Origin of the sequence: Pandoraea norimbergensis, assembly GCF_001465545.3 — a bacterium.
In the GTDB taxonomy this organism is placed as follows: domain Bacteria; phylum Pseudomonadota; class Gammaproteobacteria; order Burkholderiales; family Burkholderiaceae; genus Pandoraea; species Pandoraea norimbergensis.
The window spans coordinates 3,546,443-3,562,981 of record NZ_CP013480.3; the positions used below are offsets into that span (position 1 = coordinate 3,546,443).

Genomic DNA, 16,539 nt, shown 5'->3' on the forward strand with positions numbered 1-16,539 from the left:
GATCGTGGAAAGCGACACCAGACCCGCGCTGCGGGTCGCCACCCGCAAGGGTTTGTTCACCTGGCATCGTGAGGCGTCGGGCTGGCAGTTGGTCTCCAGCACCCCTGAGTTTCCGGGCGAACCCGTGAGCGCAGTACTGCACGATGCGCGTGACGGCACCGACTATGCAGCCCTCAATCTCGGGCACTTCGGCGTGAAGCTCTGGCGCAAAGCGGCCGGCGCTCGCGAATGGACCGAACTGTCCCCGCCCGCCTTCGCGCAAGCCGACGGGACAGGCGCAGGGACCGACGCAACCAGCGCCAACGACAAGGCGAGTGCGACGACGTCAGCGCCCCCGACACCCTCCGACCCGCAAGCCCCCAGCGTTGAACTCCTCTGGACACTGGAAGCCTCAGGTCCCGATGCGCCCGGCGTGCTGTGGGCCGGCACGATCCCGGGCGGACTGTTCCGCTCGCCCGATCGCGGTGAGCACTGGCATCTGATGCAAAGCCTGTGGGACCGGCCGGAGCGGGCCGAATGGATGGGCGGCGGCTACGATCACCCCGGGCTGCACTCCATCTGCATCGATCCTCACGACAGCCGCCACGTTATCGTGGCGATCTCGACGGGCGGCGTCTGGCGCACTCGCGACGACGGTCAAACCTGGTCGCTTGCCGCCACCGGCATGGAGGCGGATTACATGCCGCCGGAGCGTCGTCTCGATCCGAATGCGCAAGACGTGCATCGTATGGTGCAATGCCGCACCGCCCCTAACGCGTTATGGGCCCAGCACCACAACGGCATTTTCCGCAGCCTCGATTTCGGCACGCAATGGCGCCGCATTCATGCCCTGCCGTCGAGCTTCGGCTTTGCCGCGGCGGTCGATCCGCATGACCCCGATACCGCCTGGTTCGTGCCCGCGCAGCGCGACGCGTGCCGAATTCCCGTCGACGCCCGTCTCGTCGTCACCCGCACCCGCGACGGCGGCGAAACCTTCACCACCCTCGCCCACGGCTTGCCTGATACACCGTCCTACGACCTGATCTACCGGCACGGGCTCGATGTCGACGCCAGCGGGCGCACGCTCGCCATGGGTTCGACCACCGGCGCCCTGTGGATCAGCGAAGACGCGGGCGAGCGCTGGCACTGCATGAGCACCCATCTCCCCCCCATTTACGCCGTCAGGTTTGTATAGGATTCATGTCGGCGTTTACCCCGTTCGTTTGTCAGACACCTTCAGAGAGTCGTATTTCAAGTCGTATACGAAGGTAGACGGACTGGCTTCCCTCGAATCCCCCCGTCACGCGTCGCCGGACATGTCACACGTGTCGAACCCGGCGCGTGAGCCAACGTCGCGTCGTACCGTATCCCTTGTATTGACGCGTGCCGCGGCAGCCCGGCGACCACTCCTCGCAACGTCGAAGACGTCACGTCACCCGTGACGCTGCGACATCACATCCCTAAAACGGAGTCATTCCCTATGCGAATCGCCGACCTTAAAATCCGGACCCGGCTGGCCATCGGCTTCGGCACCCTCCTGGTGCTGTTGCTCGCCATGCTCACCATCGCGCTGGTACGTTTCGTGGCGATCGAACGCGCCAACGAGATGCTGCTGACCAGCGCCTGGTCCAAGGCCGATGCGGCCCACACCATCGACGCCATGGTGCGCGGCAACGGACGCCGTCTGCTCGAAGTCTTCACCACGAACGACGCGGCGCTGCGCAAGACGTACAACGAGCGCATCGACGTGAACCTCGCGCGCATCGCCCAAGCCCAGCAGGTGCTGGACAAATACGTCACCTCCGACGACGGCCGCGCGCTGCTGGCCAGCATCCGTCAGCACAACGAGACATTCCAGAAAGCCCGCACCGCGGTGAACACCCAACTCGCCGCCGACCAGCGCGAAGCGGCCCTCGGTGTGGTGGAGCGCGAGGCCCTGCCCGCGCTCGATGCCATGCAGGCCGAGGCGGTAGATCTCGTCAAACTCCAGCAGAAGATCGTCGACGAGACCGGTGCGGCCACCAGCGCCGACATTGTCTTCGCCAAGTGGTTGCTCGCTGCCATTGGGGCGGCCGCCGCCATCGTGGGGATTGGGGCGGCATGGTCGGTCACGCGCAGCGTCACGCGCCCGATCGCGCGCGCCGTGCAGATTGCCGAACGTGTGGCGCAAGGCGACCTGACGAGCCGCATTGAGGTCACGAGCCGCGACGAGACCGGCCAGTTGATGGCGGCCCTCAAACACATGAATGAAAGTCTTGATCAGATTGTGCGTCGCGTGCGCACCGGCACGGCGGCGATTGCCTCGGCCTCCGGCGAATTGCTCGCCGGCAATACCGATCTGTCGGCACGTACCGAGGAGCAGGCAGCATCGCTCGAAGAGACCGCATCGTCGATGGAACAGTTGACGGCCACCGTCAAACAGAACGCCGACAACGCGCGTCAAGCCAGCCAGTTGGCCGCGAATGCGTCGGAGATTGCGGGCGAAGGCGGCCGCGTGGTGGAGCGTGCTGTCTCGTCGATGCAGGAAATCGCGGCCAGCTCGACGAAAATCAACGACATCATCGGTGTGATCGACGGCATCGCCTTCCAGACGAATATTCTGGCGCTCAACGCCGCCGTCGAAGCGGCCCGTGCGGGCGAACAGGGCCGGGGCTTCGCTGTCGTGGCCGGTGAAGTGCGTACGCTGGCGCAACGCAGCGCGGCCGCTGCCAAGGAAATCAAAGGGCTCATCGAGACGTCGGTCGGCAAGGTCGAAGACGGCTCGTCGCAAGTGCGCGAGGCTGGCCGCACCATGACCGACATCGTGCAGGCCGTGCAGCGCGTGACCGACATCATGGGTGAGATTTCTGCGGCATCGGCAGAGCAGTCTGGCGGTATCGAGCAGGTCAACACCGCCGTGATGCAGATGGATCAGGTCACACAGCAGAATGCCGCCCTCGTCGAAGAAGCCACGGCTGCCGCCGGCTCGCTCGAAGATCAGGCGCGCAACCTGCGCGAAGCCGTCGCCGTGTTCCAGTTGCCCGGCGGGCAGGCCCTGAACCCGATGCATGACGGCGACGACCTGGCACCCGCGGCCAACACCCCGCGCGGTGCCGTGCTCGCCTTCTCCCGCGAGCGCCACATCGCCTGATGAAGCAGGCTGACGCAGGCGGCTCGACCGCCTGCGTCAGTCGGTCGCAAAGCCCCGTGGCTGCTGGTCTTCGGGGCGAATTGCCTGCCAGCGCGGTAACGCGACATTGGAGTATGATGGCTGCTCCTATGTTTTTCCCACGCTTGGCAAAAGAGGTGCATCGTGCCCCGAGAAACTCCCATCGAGCGCTATCGCAATATTGGCATTAGCGCTCACATCGACGCTGGCAAGACAACGACGACCGAGCGGATCCTGTTCTACACGGGCGTCAATCACAAGCTCGGCGAAGTTCACGAAGGCGCAGCCACGATGGACTGGATGGAGCAGGAACAGGAGCGTGGCATCACGATTACGTCGGCTGCCACCACCTGCTTCTGGGCCGGTATGGCCGGCAACTATCCGCGCCACCGCATCAACATCATCGACACCCCCGGACACGTCGACTTCACGATTGAAGTCGAGCGTTCCATGCGTGTGCTCGATGGCGCCTGCATGGTCTACGACTCGGTCGGCGGCGTGCAGCCGCAGTCGGAAACGGTCTGGCGTCAGGCCAACAAGTACAAGGTGCCGCGCATCGCGTTCGTCAACAAGATGGACCGCGTTGGCGCCGACTTCTTCCGTGTGTACAAACAGATTCACGAGCGTCTGCGCGGCAACGCCGTGCCGATTCAGATTCCGATCGGCGCCGAAGACAACTTCCAGGGCGTGGTCGACCTGGTGAAGATGAAAGGCATCGTCTGGGACGAAGCGTCGAAGGGCGTGAAGTTCGACTACATCGACATTCCCGACAATCTGAAAGAAACCGCGCAGGAATGGCACGACAAGTTGATCGAGGCCGCCGCCGAAGCTGACGAAGCGCTGCTCGAGAAATACCTCGGCGGCGAAACCCTCACGGAAAGCGAGATCAAGGCCGGCCTGCGCAAGCGCACGGTCGCCGGCGAGATCGTGCCGATGCTGTGCGGTACGGCCTTCAAGAACAAGGGCGTGCAGGCCATGCTCGACGCGGTGATCGACTACCTGCCCTCGCCGATCGACGTGCCCGCCATTGCCGGTCACGACGAAGACGACAAGGTGATCGAGCGCCACCCGGCCGATGACGAGAAGTTCTCGGCGCTCGCGTTCAAGATCATGACCGACCCGTTCGTGGGCCAGTTGATCTTCTTCCGCGTGTACTCGGGCGTGATCGAATCGGGCGCGACGGTCTATAACCCGACCAAGAGCAAGAAAGAACGGATGGGGCGCATTCTTCAGATGCACGCCAACCAGCGCATCGAGTTGAAGGAAGTGCGCGCGGGCGATATCGCCGCGGCCGTGGGCCTGAAGGAAGCGACCACGGGCGACACGCTGTGCGACCCGGACGCGATCATCATCCTCGAGAAGATGGAATTCCCGGAGCCGGTGATTTCGCAGGCAGTCGAGCCGAAGACGAAGGTCGATCAGGAGAAGATGGGCCTGGCGCTCAATCGTCTCGCGCAGGAAGACCCGTCGTTCCGTGTGCAGACCGACGAAGAATCCGGCCAGACCATCATCTCGGGCATGGGCGAGTTGCACCTTGAAATTCTGGTCGATCGCATGCGCCGCGAGTTTGGCGTGGAAGCCACCGTCGGCAAGCCGCAGGTGGCCTATCGCGAAACCGTCCGCAAGAAAATCGAGGACGTACAGGGCAAGTTCGTCAAGCAGTCGGGCGGACGCGGTCAGTACGGCGACGTGGTCATCACGCTCGAACCGGACAAGGAAAAGCTTTACGAATTCGTGGATGCCATCAAGGGCGGCGTGGTGCCGCGCGAGTACATCCCGGCCGTGGACAAGGGCATTCGCGAAACGCTGCCGAACGGCGTGGTCGCCGGGTACCCGGTGGTCAACGTGAAGGTCACGCTCACGTTCGGCTCGTACCACGACGTGGACTCGAATGAAAACGCGTTCCGCATGGCCGGTTCGATGGCGTTCAAGGAAGCGATGCGCCGCGCCGAACCGGTGCTGCTCGAACCGATGATGGCGGTGGAAGTCGAGACGCCCGAGGAGTTCATGGGCAACGTGATGGGCGATCTGTCGAGCCGTCGCGGCATGTTGCAGGGCATGGACGACATCGCGGGCGGCGGCGGCAAGCTGGTGCGCGCCGAAGTGCCGCTGTCGGAAATGTTCGGCTACTCGACGTCGCTACGCTCGCTCACGCAAGGCCGCGCGACGTACACGATGGAGTTCAAGCAGTACGCAGAAGCCCCGAAGAACGTGGCCGAAGCGATCATTTCGTCGAAGAAGTAAGCTCGCCCCTCACGGGAGCCAGCCACGCCCGCTGCCGGGTCGTCATGAGAAGTGACGGCGATCCGGCAGCGGGCGTTTTTATTCACCCCGAGCGCGCCAGCACGCCCAGAGCGAGATCCATGACGATGTCACGCCGGTCATCGGCGGACGCCACGGCGGCCATCTGCTTGTCGAACGCGAAGTAGTAGTCCATCAACGCCGCATACTCGGGACGGGCATTCCCACCGATCTCGATGCCATCTTCGTTGGCCTTCATCATGTCCACCATCGTGCGGATGCCCGGTACCCAGTCATACAGCACATGGGTCACGAGATGCGGGCCGCACAGCTCGCTCAACGTACGCGTCAACCATGCCTCCGGAGCCTGTGTGGGCGCGCACAACCACTCGCGATAGCACGGCGGTGCCTCGCCGCCGGTCAGCGCCTGCCACTTGCGCCACATGTTGTCGTTGATGGCTTCGATGGCCGGATTGCCCGGCAGCGACGCCATGATGCCCACGTGCAACGGGCTGTACTGGTAGGCATGCGGCGGCACGATAAAACCGCTCACCGTCACATCGGCCAGCGCCAAGGCCTCGGGCAGCGTCGGCGGGCCGAATCGGAACTTGTCTCGCGGGTCGAACAAGATGCCGCCAAGGGCGTGCAGTACCCGGTAGCGCACGGCATCGTGCGGCGCACTCCAGTATTTCGCTGCCGTCAGCTCACGGAACATGGCAAACGACGGCGACGCCGCGAAGGCGCGGAAAAACGGTTCCTCGGTGAGGACGTTGACGGTGACGTTCGGTAAAGCGTCGAGTTGTTGGTGCAACGATGGCGCCTGCGTCCGGGATTTCATGACGTGGAGTTGCACGGTAAACGCCGGGGACGCTTTCTCGAAACTGTGGGCCAGGCGCGCGAGATTGGCAAAAACCACCATCGACATCCGCCCACCGAGCCATACCGTATGCGCCACACGAGGTAGCGGCCTGCGCACCGTCACAGGCGGCAACGGTACGGCGTGCGCGGCAAACCGATACCCCATGCGCTTGAGCCGGTATTGCTGCTGTGCGGCACTTATCACGGGGTCGGTGGCCGGCGTCGGCGCTGGACGTTTGAACCACTCGTCGACCACGCCATCGTTGCCGAAGTACTGTCGGGTGCCATCGAGACGTCCGGCGTACCAGAGGTCGTAGGCCAAATCTCTGTGCACCGGCACTTCGCCGCCTTCGAAGCGGATAGCGAAGGCGAGCGTCTCGGGCTTGCGCACGGCCTCGGTGCAATCGAGTTCGTCGGCAAATCGCCGGGCGATAACGCTACGTTTGAGCACAGGGGGGACGGCCGGCGTCGCGGCAGGCGTGGCGGCAACGAAAGCGCGTGGCAATGGGGATGACGTGGAAACAAGCATGAGCCGGGAAGTGGAGGCGTGAACGGAACGAACACCGTATCCGGCTGCGGTGCGCCTGCTTTTGTCCACCACCGGCCGCCATTGGCATTGCGCCCCGGCGAGACGCGGTGCTACGCTGACCATCTGTCGCTTTTGGCATGACGCGCTTTGCGTTACCTACGGCTCTGCCTCCCCGCCTCGTCACTATGAAAAACATCCTCAGCATCCAGTCGCATGTGGTCTTCGGACATGCCGGCAACAGCGCCGCCGAGTTTCCGATGCGTCGTCTCGGCGTGAACGTCTGGCCGATCAACACGGTGCAATTCTCGAATCACACGCAATACGGCAAGTGGACCGGGCAGGCGCTGCCAAGCGAAGAAATTCTGCGGCTGGTCGACGGCATCGCCGATATTGGCGAGCTGGCCAATTGCGACGCAGTGCTATCCGGTTATCTCGGCGCCCCCGAGCAAGCGGGCTTCGTGGTCGAGGCCGTGCGGCGCGTGAAGCAGGCCAACCCGGCAGCCATCTATCTGTGCGACCCGGTCATGGGGCATCCGGAGAAAGGGTGTCAGGTCAAACCGGGGATTGAGCAATATCTGGTCGAGCACATGCCGGACGTGGCCGACATCATGACGCCCAATCATCTCGAACTGGAGAAGCTCTCACAGCATCCGATCGATACGTTCGACGATGCCGTCGCCGCCTGTCGCGCGCTGCTCGCACGGGGGCCGAAGATGGTGCTGGTCAAGCATCTGGAATACACGGGTAAGCCTGCCGACCGATTCGACATGCTCGTGGTCACTGCCGACGAAGCCTGGCATGGTTCGCGCCCGCTCTACCCGTTCTCGCGACATCCCGTGGGCGTGGGCGACCTGACCTCGGGCATCTTTCTCGCGCGTTTGCTCAAGGGCGATACGGTGCGGGCCGCGTTCGAACACACGCTGGCCGCCGTCGACGCCGTGCTGTCGGTCACGCATCTGGCCGGGCGCTATGAGCTGGAAATCGTTCGCGCACAGGACGAGATCGTGAACCCGCCGCGCCGTTACGAAGCACGGGCGGTGTAAGGTGAGCGCGATGCGCCATCGCTGATGGCGGCGGGGGCATCCGCCGGGGCCAACGCCTCGACCGATGCCCTCTGCCGTTCACTGACCGGCCAACTCAGTACGCGCGCAAATGCTCGGCGTGGTGCGTCAGGTGGTCGGCCATGAAGGTCTGGATGAAGTAGTAACCGTGGTCGTAGCCGTTATGGCGGCGCAGGTTCAGCGGCTGGCCGGCGTCACGACAGGCACGCTCGAAGATGTCCGGATGCAGTTGGGCTTCGAGAAACTGGTCGTTCAACCCCTGATCGATCAGAATGCCGCCCGGGAATACCGCTTTCCCGGCCTTCGCCACCAGCTCGCTCGCGTCGTACTGACGCCACGTCTCCCGATCGCTGCCCAGATATCCCGTGAAGGCTTTCTCACCCCACGGGCAGTGCATCGGTGCGGCGATCGGCGCGAACGCCGACACCGAGTGGAATTTGTCAGGGTTACGCAATGCGATCGTCAGCGCCCCGTGGCCGCCCATCGAGTGGCCGAAGATGCCGACGCGACTGGCATCGATCGGCAGCGTCTGTGTCACCAACCCATACAACTCATCGACGATATAGCTGTACATGCGGTAATTCGTCGACCATGGCGCCTGCGTCGCATCCAGATAGAAACCTGCGCCGACGCCAAAGTCCCAGGCGTCCGCCTCGCCCGGCACGCCCGCGCCGCGCGGGCTGGTATCCGGCGTAATCAGCGCAACGCCGTGTTCAGCGGCCAGCCACTGCGCGCCGCCCTTGATCATGAACGTCTCTTCGGTACACGTCAGACCGGCCAGATAGAACAGCGCCGGTACCGCACGGCCATCGCGTGCTTGCGGCGGAATGAACACCGAAAAACGCATCGGCAGACCGATGGCCGTCGAGGCATGGCGATAAAAACGTTGTGCGCCGCCGAAACAACGGTGTTCGGCAATGAGTTCGAGCATGACGAGATCCGGGAGTCTTCAAATAGTCTGAAAAACCTGCAACGTCTTCGATGCAGCGTCGCCGTTTAGAGCGAGACGAGTATCTTACCGCGCGGCGCCTTCCCGTGATGGTGCGCAGACCATGTGGAAATGATGTGAAACATCACCAAGGCACGCAGGGCACGTGGCCCGCGCACCTATGCCGCGCTTGCGGCCTTGTGACAGGCGATGACGCGTCGCTACGGTGAGCCTCCCTTTCTCGTCACAAGGAGCGCTCCATGCCGATGTCATCGTTCGACCTCGACGACGTCACCAATCTCGTGCAGCGTCAGGGCATCGCCGCCCGGCTCTCCGAACAGGAAAAACGTCTGCTGGTGCTGCTGGCCACCCACGCCGGAACCTCGCTCGACAAGCGCGTGCTCATGGAAGCGCTATGGGGACGCCGCGCGCAGTGGATGGAAGACGCAGCGATCGTGCAACTGGTCTCGCGCCTGCGCCGCTCATTGGCCCCGCTCGGCCTGCAACGCGCCATCGTGACAGTGGCACGTGTCGGCTATCGGTTCGACCCGCCGGCGGGCCATACGCAAACGTCGCAAAGCGCGCATACCACGCCGGCTTCGCCGTCGCACGATGTGCTGCCACACCACTGCGTCGCTCGTGAAGGGCACGGCGAGGTGTCTCGCCACGGCATCGTCGTCCAGATTCCGCAGATCGAGTACCGCCTGTTAAGCGCCCTGCTCTCGCCGCCCCACGTCGTCCATGACAAACGTACGTTGATCGCGCATCTATGGCCTGACCGTCCGGATCAGGACGATACCAATCTCATGCAAGTGGTTTCCCGCCTGCGCCGCAAGCTCATTCCGCTCGGCCTGCATCGCCATATCGTGACCGTGCCACGCATGGGCTATCGCTTCACGTCCAGCGTGGTCGCGCCAGTGACGTCGATCGATCCATCCGGCGACGCGAGCGCTTCCAACGGCGGTCACCGACATGCCCTGCACCGGCGCCTTCATCAAGGCGCTCATCAATGCCTTCGCAGCGTGAAGCGCTCGCTCGTGTGGCTGACACGGCATTTGCGCTGGTACGGGCGGTGAGCGTGCCCGAGTCTGAATACGCCGAAGCCGACGCGGCAAGCGCCGCCCGGCAAAGGCCACTGTCCTTTCATTCTCAGGAGCCACACCATGTCCGACACCCATCGTAAGACCCTTGCCCCAGCGGCCCCGCTCGCCGAAACCTCTCCCGCCGCCACCTCCGCGCTCGTCTATCCGGCTGACCCGTCGGGCGGCGCCACGGAGACCACCTATACGCAAAACGGCTTCGACCCCGGCACCAGCACGACGCAACTGTCGTACACGTCGGCACGCGTCGCGCGCCCCGTCTACAACCGTTATGCCAAGAGCACGTTGCAGGTATCGGGTTATTACACCGACTGGTCGCAATACGATGGCCGCCTCGACGGCGATTTCAGCAACGATGCGGCGGGACGTGGCGTCGACCTGATGCAACTCGATCCGTTCGCCTACGACCGGCTCATCATCGGCTTCGCCGGCATCGTCGGCGATCAGGGCGAAAAGGCGCAGACGATCGCCCGCGCCGCGACAGACTTTCAGCGAAACGCCGATCAGGCCACCTTCGTCGACAGTTGGGGCGACGTGCTCTCGTACCGTAATTGCGGCTTCGACGGCTGGGTGAGCAACGACGTGATGCCGATGTTCCAGCAAGCGCGTGCACAAGGTGTGCTGGGCGGTCTGCGCCTGCTGCATGCCAAGAACCCGGCACTCAAACTGGCCATCGCCATCGGCGGATGGACGATGAGTCAGGCATTTCACGGCATGGCCGCCAGTGCACCGCGACGCAAGACGTTTTGTGCGAGCGTGGTCGATCTGCTCAAGCGGTTTCCGATGTTCAGCGAGATCAACCTCGACTGGGAATACCCGGGCTCACCCGCTGACGACGGCAATGTCTACGACGACACCGACGGGCCGAATTACGCCGCCCTCGTCGGCGACCTCAAGAAGGCGTTGGTGGCGGCGGGCCGCAAGGACGTGGAAATTTCGATCGCGGCCTCGGCTAACGTCGCCGACATGGCGAAAGCCAATCTGCCCGGGCTCGTTGCGGCCGGCGTCACGCGCATCAATCTGATGACCTATGACTTCTTCGGCACGCCGTGGGCGCCGGCGCTCGCGCATCACACCAACCTGCACGACACAGACCCGGGCGCCACGGCCGCGTTCTCCATCGACCGCGCGGTGAACTGGCTGCGTCAGGCCAAGGTGCCGTTGGCGATGGTGCATATCGGCTACGCGGGCTACAGCCGCAACGCCTGTCAGGCGCAGATCGGCAGCGTGGCACCGCTCTCGGGCACTTACACGCCGGGCAGCGACATCACGACCGGGACGTTCGAATCGGGCACGACTGAGTACTTCGACATGCTGTTCAACTATCTCGATCTCGAAAACGGCGGCGCACGCAATGGCTTCTCGCTGTACACCGATACGGTGGCGGACGCCGACTTCCTGTTCAACCCGTCGAGCGGCCTGTTCCTGTCGCTCGACACCCCGCGCACGGTGAAAGCCAAGGGCGACTACGTCCGTCGCAATGGGCTGGGCGGCCTGTTCACCTGGACCATCGACCAAGACAACGGTGTGCTGGCCAACGCTGCACACGAGGGGCTGGGCCAGAAGGCGGTGCTCTCGACCCTCGATATGCAGCCGTTCTACTTCAGCGGCAAAACGGTACTCGACGACGAGACGGGAGCCTGACCATGGGTTTTCTCATTGCACGGCTGCTCGAACCGTCGACCTGGGCGGGCCTGACCGGACTGGCGGTCTCGCTCGGCACGTCGCCCGACGTGATGCACGAGATCGCTCAGGCGGGCGCGGCATTGGCGTCGCTCGCCGCTGTGGCGTTGCCGGAGCGTGCCCGGCGTGGCATCCCGCAGAGGTCGCACGATGATGTATCCGGGCAGCCTTGAGCCCCTGCGCTCACCCGTGTTTTGGCGCGAGTCGGGCCGGCGATCTCCGTTTTTGGGGACCGCCGGCCCGTGAACATAAAAAATTGTCACGATTTCTAAACTTTTGGCGGCGCGCGTCGCTATACGCTAAAGGGCTCCGTGTTCGTTGTTATGCCGCAGCAACGAACGATAAAAGTGATAAGTGCTTTCTTATCCGGCAGGAATGTTGTCATAATCGGCCGCTAAGATGCGCCTCGCATCGCGAATTGCAGGACATGCACCGAGCCCCCCGGCCAGAAAAGCAGTCAGGACCGTTAGTGGCAACAGAAGCCGTCTCGCCGTAAGCCGTGCCAGATCCAGAGATTGCAAGAAGATCGCAAGTGCGTTGCCGGTCCATGCCGCGCGCTATAGACGATCCGAGCGATCGATAACACCGACCAGATGCAATTCATGTTTCACCCGGGGGCCTTATGAAGCTGATCCTGCTGGCGCTTGCCGCCTCGCTATTTACGCTCGTGATGATGGTGCAGGCACGTAGCGAGCCGGGCGACGCACCGATTTCCGCCGTGCGTTCGCGCCCGGTCGGCATCAACGTCAACGAACGTGCCCCCACCCGCAAAGACATGGCGCTCTGGAGCGCACGCCGCAAGATGCACGCGGTGCGTCAGGACGACTGAGCAAGCCCCTTCGCGGCGTTTGCGACGCGGCCACGGCGCTGCTTCATCGCATCGTCTCGCCGCGAATTCTGAAGCCAGTCTCCTCGCAGCAACATGCTGCGACGCACCAAATTTGGGCATCCTTGCCAGCCGTCCTATAGTGGAATGGCTTTCAGGCGAGGAGACAAGAACGATGCCCGTATTCCACTTCAATCTTTACGACCTGACGCTGTTCCTGCCCATGGCGGTCGCTGGTGCCCTGCTTGTCGGCGGCATCCCGGTCACCACCCGGGCGACGCGCTACAGTCTGCGCGCCGTAGGTGCCGTCGTCGGCGCCCTCGTTGGGCTGCTCGTCGTGCAGGCGCTACCGGTACTCGTGTAGCCACACACGGCTTGGCTTGATGAGCTTAGCGATAACGGCCGGTAACGCCTCACGTTACCGAGTGTGGTGCCGTCGCCTTCGAATCTGGATAGCCATCCGGCTGTGATGACCGCAGTGGTCATCGCTTTGTCATTCCCGGCAACTACGCTGTGTCTGGCAACTCCGGTTGCGCTGTCACCCCTCTCTGTTGCGCCGCCGACCCGCTCGGCGGCATTTTTTTGCCGCCTTTTTGCCGCGCACTCCTGACGCTTGTCCAGCGGTGCAAATACCGGCGGTGCGCCCGGCGCTTTGCCCCGACAGGGACACACACATCGCCTACAATCACCGGAAGCACAACGTTGTGTGCGTGCTCTGCGTGGACGGTCGGCACCGCTTGCCGAGTGCCACGCACGGGCTGAGAAGGAGGCTCTCGCATGTCTGACGCGTTCTCCCACGCCTTTGCCGTCGTCATCAATCAGTACCGCTCACCGCGTCAGTACACCGTCTCGGTGGAACGGGCGAGCGAGATGATCGCCAAGAATATTGGCCTGTTTTCCGACGGATTCGCCGGCGAAGCCCATCTGATCGTCGGCCTGTTCGAGCGCGAGGCCGACGCCTGGGCACTCTCCCGCCGCCTGCAACGCACCCGCACGACCGTGCAGGCATTGCTGCAAACGCCGTCGCACGCGACCTCCATCGCCCCGCCCGAGCTCGATCCGAGCAAGTAATCCGCGCCTTCGCGCACCGCCGACACCTGCGCGGTCTCAAGATCAGCCTTCCGAATTTTCAAAAGCCTCACGATTCACGTCACTCAAGGTCCGTTCATCGGCGTAGAATTCGGAATTCCAGATATCACGAAAGCGTCGACACCCCGTCGGCACCGAATCTCCTCATGTCTAACGCCCCGTCCCCTGCCGATGAGCAAGGTGCCCTCGCCCCACTGGCGAGCAGCCCCGTCCTGATCGATCAGGTGTATTCGCGCCTGCGCGATGCCATTGCCGACCTCACGCTGCCACCCGGTGAGCGCATCCGTCAGGCGGAACTGGCCGATTCGCTGGGGGTATCGCGTCAGCCCGTGAGCCACGCGTTGCAATTGCTCAAGCGCGACGGACTGGTCTGCGACAGCGGGCGTCAGGGGCTGGAAGTCGCGCCGATCGATGCCGCCCATTTGCGCCAGCTTTATCAGGTACGTACGGCGCTGGACGGTCTGGCGGCAAGACTCGCGGCCGGGCGCATGGCGGAAGGCACGCTGGGTGAGGACGAATTGCGCCGGTTGCACGATGCCGTGGCCGCCGGCATGGCCCTGACGCATGGCACACCGGTCGCCCGGCAGGTACGCGTGGAAGTGGCATTCCACACGGCGCTGCATAACGCCTCGGGCAATCCGCTGATCGCGCAGACGGTTGCGCCGCAATGGCCGCACATCATGCGCGCGATGGCGGCGACACTCGGCACGCTGCCAAAGCAGGAAGTCGTCTGGCACGAACACGGAGAAATCGTCGCGCGTATCGCCGCAGGCGACCCCGCCGGTGCCGAAGCGGCCGCTCGCGAGCACACTGAGGCCGATGGCGGCAATGCTCGGCGCGAGTGGCTGATCCGACTCGCGGCGGAGCACTGATCATGCAAGCCGTCATCTCCGCAGCACTGCCCGTCTTCGGGTTGATTTTTGTGGGCTTCCTGTGCGCCCGCCGTGCGTGGCTCGGGCCGTCGGCGCTCGACGCGCTGAATCGCTTCGTCGTCTACCTCGCGTTGCCTGCCGTGCTGTTCCAGTCGATGGCGCAGATCACGTGGGGCGAGCTGATCAATCCGGGGTTTCTGGGGGCTTTCGGCGGAGGCATGGCAGCGACGTTCGCGTTGTCGTTCCTGCTAGATCGCACGGTCCGTGGACGGCTGACCGACGCCAGCATCGAAGGCATGGGCGCCGCCTATCCGAACGCCGGGTTCATGGGCCTGCCGTTGTGTCTGGTTGCGTTCGGCCCGGCCAGCGTACCGGCGGTGGTGGTCGCCATGCTACTGACCGCGACCGTGCTGTTTGCGATCTCGATTGCGATTATCGAAACCGATCTGCAAACCACGCCTTCGTGGCGCCGCACGAGCGCATTCGTCGCCCGTGCGTTGATGCGTAATCCACTGGTGGTGTCGCCGTTTGTCGGCATGGCGTTTGCCGCGGCAGGTATCGCCCTGCCCGCGCCAGTGCTTCACTTCACGACGCTGCTCGGCGGCGCGGCGAGCCCCTGTGCGCTGGTGGCCATCGGCATGTTCCTCGCACAGAACCCGGGCGGCGCCCGCGAGCCGCGCACGGCGCGCGCCGTCGGACGTCTGGTCGGGCTCAAACTGATCTTTCAACCGGCCATTACGGCGTTTCTCGCGTTCCGGGTGTTTGATCTGCCGGCCATCTGGGCCCACAGCGCCCTGCTGCTCTCAGCCCTGCCGATCGGCACCGGGCCGTTCATGCTGGCGCAACTCTACGGACGCGAAGCCGCCGTGGCATCGCGCGCCATTCTGATCTCTACGGTGCTGTCGGTCGTGACGGTGTCGTTGCTGATCGGCTGGTTTAGCGTGCGCTGAGCGTCGTTCGCCCGGCACTCAGCGCAGCGTTGCAGGCGCTGCGACCATGACGCGGTCGCGCCCCGCGCGCTTGGCGGCATAGAGTGCCGCATCGGCGGCACCGAGCAGGCGCATCGGCAAGGCTTCCGGATCGGCGCTGTCGCGCGGATCGATGCTCGCCAGCCCGATCGAAATAGTGAGCGGCACCAGCGTACCGTCGTCGTCGGGCACTTCAAGACGCGCCACCGCGCGGCGAACCCGCTCTGCCACCGTCCCCGCCCAGTTCTGCTCGGTCTGCACTAGCAGCGCGGCAAACTCTTCGCCACCGTAGCGCGCCAACGTGTCGGTCACGCGCAGTTGTGCACGCATGCACGCGCTGGCGGCGCGCAATGCGCGGTCACCGGTCGCATGGCCGTGGCTGTCGTTCACGCGCTTGAAGTGGTCGATGTCGATCAGCAGACACGCCAGCGGTGCGCCGTAGCGCACGCCGCGAATCACCTCTTCGCGCAGACGCTGATCGAAGTAGCGGCGATTCGACAAACCCGTCAACGGATCGGTGAGTCCGATGCGCTTGAGCCGCTCGCGATTCCACATGTTCTCGAGACAGACCGCCACGACCGCGCCGAAACGCTCAAGGAAATCGGTGGCCATGTCGGGAGCGAAGCGCTTCGCATCGCGGCTGCCCAGCGCAATCACGCCGATGTAGCGGCCGTTGCGCGACAACGGGATGACGACGGCACTGGCCGGTGCACGCGCCCCGAAGAGCGGCACGTGGCGCTCGCGCGGTGCGCCGATCCAGAGGCGTCCGTCGCCACAGATCGCCGCGAACGTGCCCGCATCCTGCGCGATGCACAACCCGGAGTCGAGGGCGCGAACACCTTCGGCGGTGTCGATGAGATCGCGCAAGGTGTCGTCGATCTCGGCGAGCATCACGTGAACCCCCGAGAGATCGAAGTCGTGACGCAACCGGTTGAGCACCACCTCCAGAAACTGCCCGAAGTCGGGGGCGCCCATCAGGGCCAGTTCGATGTCCTGAAAACGTTTTAGCGAACGCTCATTGCGCTGCACAGTCGCCAGCAGCGCTTGCAAAGCATCGGGCGTTGGTGCCTGGTTGGTTGCCACTTGTGGTCTCGAAAGACGCGCGGCACTTCGCGGCCGCGTAGCGTGATTGCCCGGATTTGATATCGGCATTGTGCCGGGCATTGAGGCCTATAACGGCACTCACCTGTGAAATTTGAGGGTGCCAGGTATGAATTTTGACGCCCGCAAATTAAGTCGTGGCGCGGTTTTCCACAC

The 16,539-nt window shown here is 64.0% G+C and carries 15 protein-coding genes; 12 read left to right on the plus strand and 3 right to left on the minus strand.

Annotated features, from left to right (window positions below; translation table 11 throughout):
- The first annotated feature begins 4 nt into the window (after positions 1-4).
- The 3 genes from AT302_RS15515 to fusA all read left to right on the plus strand — a co-directional run bounded on the left by AT302_RS15515 (position 5) and on the right by fusA (position 5,371).
- Positions 5-1,174: a WD40/YVTN/BNR-like repeat-containing protein gene (locus tag AT302_RS15515; protein ID WP_237171940.1), complete on the plus strand. Its 1,170-nt coding sequence runs from the start codon at positions 5-7 to the stop codon at positions 1,172-1,174.
- Positions 1,175-1,459: 285 nt separating this feature from the next.
- Positions 1,460-3,109, plus strand: coding sequence for a methyl-accepting chemotaxis protein (locus tag AT302_RS15520; RefSeq protein ID WP_058379194.1), 1,650 nt, complete (start codon positions 1,460-1,462; stop codon positions 3,107-3,109).
- Positions 3,110-3,271: 162 nt separating this feature from the next.
- Positions 3,272-5,371 carry an elongation factor G gene (fusA, locus tag AT302_RS15525; RefSeq protein WP_058379195.1) on the plus strand — a complete coding sequence of 700 codons (2,100 nt, stop codon included), beginning with the start codon at positions 3,272-3,274 and terminating at the stop codon, positions 5,369-5,371.
- A gap of 82 nt (positions 5,372-5,453) precedes the next feature.
- Here the strand turns inward: fusA and AT302_RS15530 are convergent, their stop codons facing one another.
- On the minus strand, positions 5,454-6,731 hold the full coding sequence (locus AT302_RS15530; RefSeq protein WP_157125801.1) for a hypothetical protein: 1,278 nt from the start codon (positions 6,729-6,731) through the stop codon (positions 5,454-5,456).
- 209 nt (positions 6,732-6,940) lie between these two features.
- Here AT302_RS15530 and pdxY point away from each other — a divergent pair, with 209 nt between their 5' ends.
- Complete coding sequence (gene pdxY / locus AT302_RS15535; RefSeq protein ID WP_058379197.1) at positions 6,941-7,798, plus strand: pyridoxal kinase PdxY; 858 nt, start codon at positions 6,941-6,943, stop codon at positions 7,796-7,798.
- Between the two features lie 94 nt (positions 7,799-7,892).
- Here pdxY and fghA read toward each other — a convergent pair whose 3' ends face one another.
- A complete protein-coding gene (gene fghA, locus AT302_RS15540; protein ID WP_058379198.1) occupies positions 7,893-8,747 on the minus strand; it encodes an S-formylglutathione hydrolase in 855 nt (284 codons plus the stop codon).
- Between the two features lie 257 nt (positions 8,748-9,004).
- Here fghA and AT302_RS15545 point away from each other — a divergent pair, with 257 nt between their 5' ends.
- The 8 genes from AT302_RS15545 (at position 9,005) to AT302_RS15580 (ending at position 15,264) form a co-directional block, all read left to right on the plus strand.
- The gene (locus AT302_RS15545) at positions 9,005-9,820 is read left to right on the plus strand and encodes a winged helix-turn-helix domain-containing protein (RefSeq protein WP_058379199.1); all 816 of its coding nucleotides are present in this window, start codon (positions 9,005-9,007) and stop codon (positions 9,818-9,820) included.
- An 87-nt stretch (positions 9,821-9,907) separates the two neighbouring features.
- Positions 9,908-11,488: a glycoside hydrolase family 18 protein gene (locus AT302_RS15550; RefSeq protein WP_084656259.1), complete on the plus strand. Its 1,581-nt coding sequence runs from the start codon at positions 9,908-9,910 to the stop codon at positions 11,486-11,488.
- Between the two features lie 2 nt (positions 11,489-11,490).
- Positions 11,491-11,700, plus strand: a complete 210-nt coding sequence (locus tag AT302_RS15555; RefSeq protein ID WP_058379200.1) for a hypothetical protein — start codon at positions 11,491-11,493, stop codon at positions 11,698-11,700.
- Positions 11,701-12,149: 449 nt separating this feature from the next.
- Complete coding sequence (locus tag AT302_RS15560; RefSeq protein WP_058379201.1) at positions 12,150-12,356, plus strand: hypothetical protein; 207 nt, start codon at positions 12,150-12,152, stop codon at positions 12,354-12,356.
- 172 nt (positions 12,357-12,528) lie between these two features.
- Positions 12,529-12,717 carry a hypothetical protein gene (locus AT302_RS15565; protein WP_058379202.1) on the plus strand — a complete coding sequence of 63 codons (189 nt, stop codon included), beginning with the start codon at positions 12,529-12,531 and terminating at the stop codon, positions 12,715-12,717.
- A gap of 413 nt (positions 12,718-13,130) precedes the next feature.
- Positions 13,131-13,424, plus strand: a complete 294-nt coding sequence (locus AT302_RS15570) for a hypothetical protein (RefSeq protein ID WP_058379203.1) — start codon at positions 13,131-13,133, stop codon at positions 13,422-13,424.
- 164 nt (positions 13,425-13,588) lie between these two features.
- Positions 13,589-14,314 (plus strand): GntR family transcriptional regulator, encoded by a 726-nt coding sequence (locus AT302_RS15575; protein WP_058379204.1) that lies wholly within the window; start codon positions 13,589-13,591, stop codon positions 14,312-14,314.
- A gap of 2 nt (positions 14,315-14,316) precedes the next feature.
- Complete coding sequence (locus AT302_RS15580) at positions 14,317-15,264, plus strand: AEC family transporter (protein WP_058379205.1); 948 nt, start codon at positions 14,317-14,319, stop codon at positions 15,262-15,264.
- Between the two features lie 18 nt (positions 15,265-15,282).
- On the opposite strand, the gene AT302_RS15585 is transcribed toward AT302_RS15580, so the two are convergent.
- Positions 15,283-16,365, minus strand: coding sequence for a GGDEF domain-containing protein (locus AT302_RS15585; protein ID WP_058379206.1), 1,083 nt, complete (start codon positions 16,363-16,365; stop codon positions 15,283-15,285).
- Positions 16,366-16,539 lie beyond the last annotated feature (174 nt).

What these genes read in the sequence shown, in the direction of transcription:
- AT302_RS15580 (WP_058379205.1), top strand. Translation starts at nt 14,317, where the DNA reads ATGCAAGCCGTCATCTCCGCAGCACTGCCCGTCTTCGGGTTGATTTTT.
- AT302_RS15520 (WP_058379194.1), top strand. Translation starts at nt 1,460, where the DNA reads ATGCGAATCGCCGACCTTAAAATCCGGACCCGGCTGGCCATCGGCTTC.
- AT302_RS15555 (WP_058379200.1), top strand. Translation starts at nt 11,491, where the DNA reads ATGGGTTTTCTCATTGCACGGCTGCTCGAACCGTCGACCTGGGCGGGC.
- fghA (WP_058379198.1), bottom strand. Translation starts at nt 8,747, where the DNA reads ATGCTCGAACTCATTGCCGAACACCGTTGTTTCGGCGGCGCACAACGT.
- AT302_RS15560 (WP_058379201.1), top strand. Translation starts at nt 12,150, where the DNA reads ATGAAGCTGATCCTGCTGGCGCTTGCCGCCTCGCTATTTACGCTCGTG.
- AT302_RS15550 (WP_084656259.1), top strand. Translation starts at nt 9,908, where the DNA reads ATGTCCGACACCCATCGTAAGACCCTTGCCCCAGCGGCCCCGCTCGCC.
- AT302_RS15575 (WP_058379204.1), top strand. Translation starts at nt 13,589, where the DNA reads ATGTCTAACGCCCCGTCCCCTGCCGATGAGCAAGGTGCCCTCGCCCCA.
- pdxY (WP_058379197.1), top strand. Translation starts at nt 6,941, where the DNA reads ATGAAAAACATCCTCAGCATCCAGTCGCATGTGGTCTTCGGACATGCC.
- AT302_RS15570 (WP_058379203.1), top strand. Translation starts at nt 13,131, where the DNA reads ATGTCTGACGCGTTCTCCCACGCCTTTGCCGTCGTCATCAATCAGTAC.
- AT302_RS15565 (WP_058379202.1), top strand. Translation starts at nt 12,529, where the DNA reads ATGCCCGTATTCCACTTCAATCTTTACGACCTGACGCTGTTCCTGCCC.
- AT302_RS15545 (WP_058379199.1), top strand. Translation starts at nt 9,005, where the DNA reads ATGCCGATGTCATCGTTCGACCTCGACGACGTCACCAATCTCGTGCAG.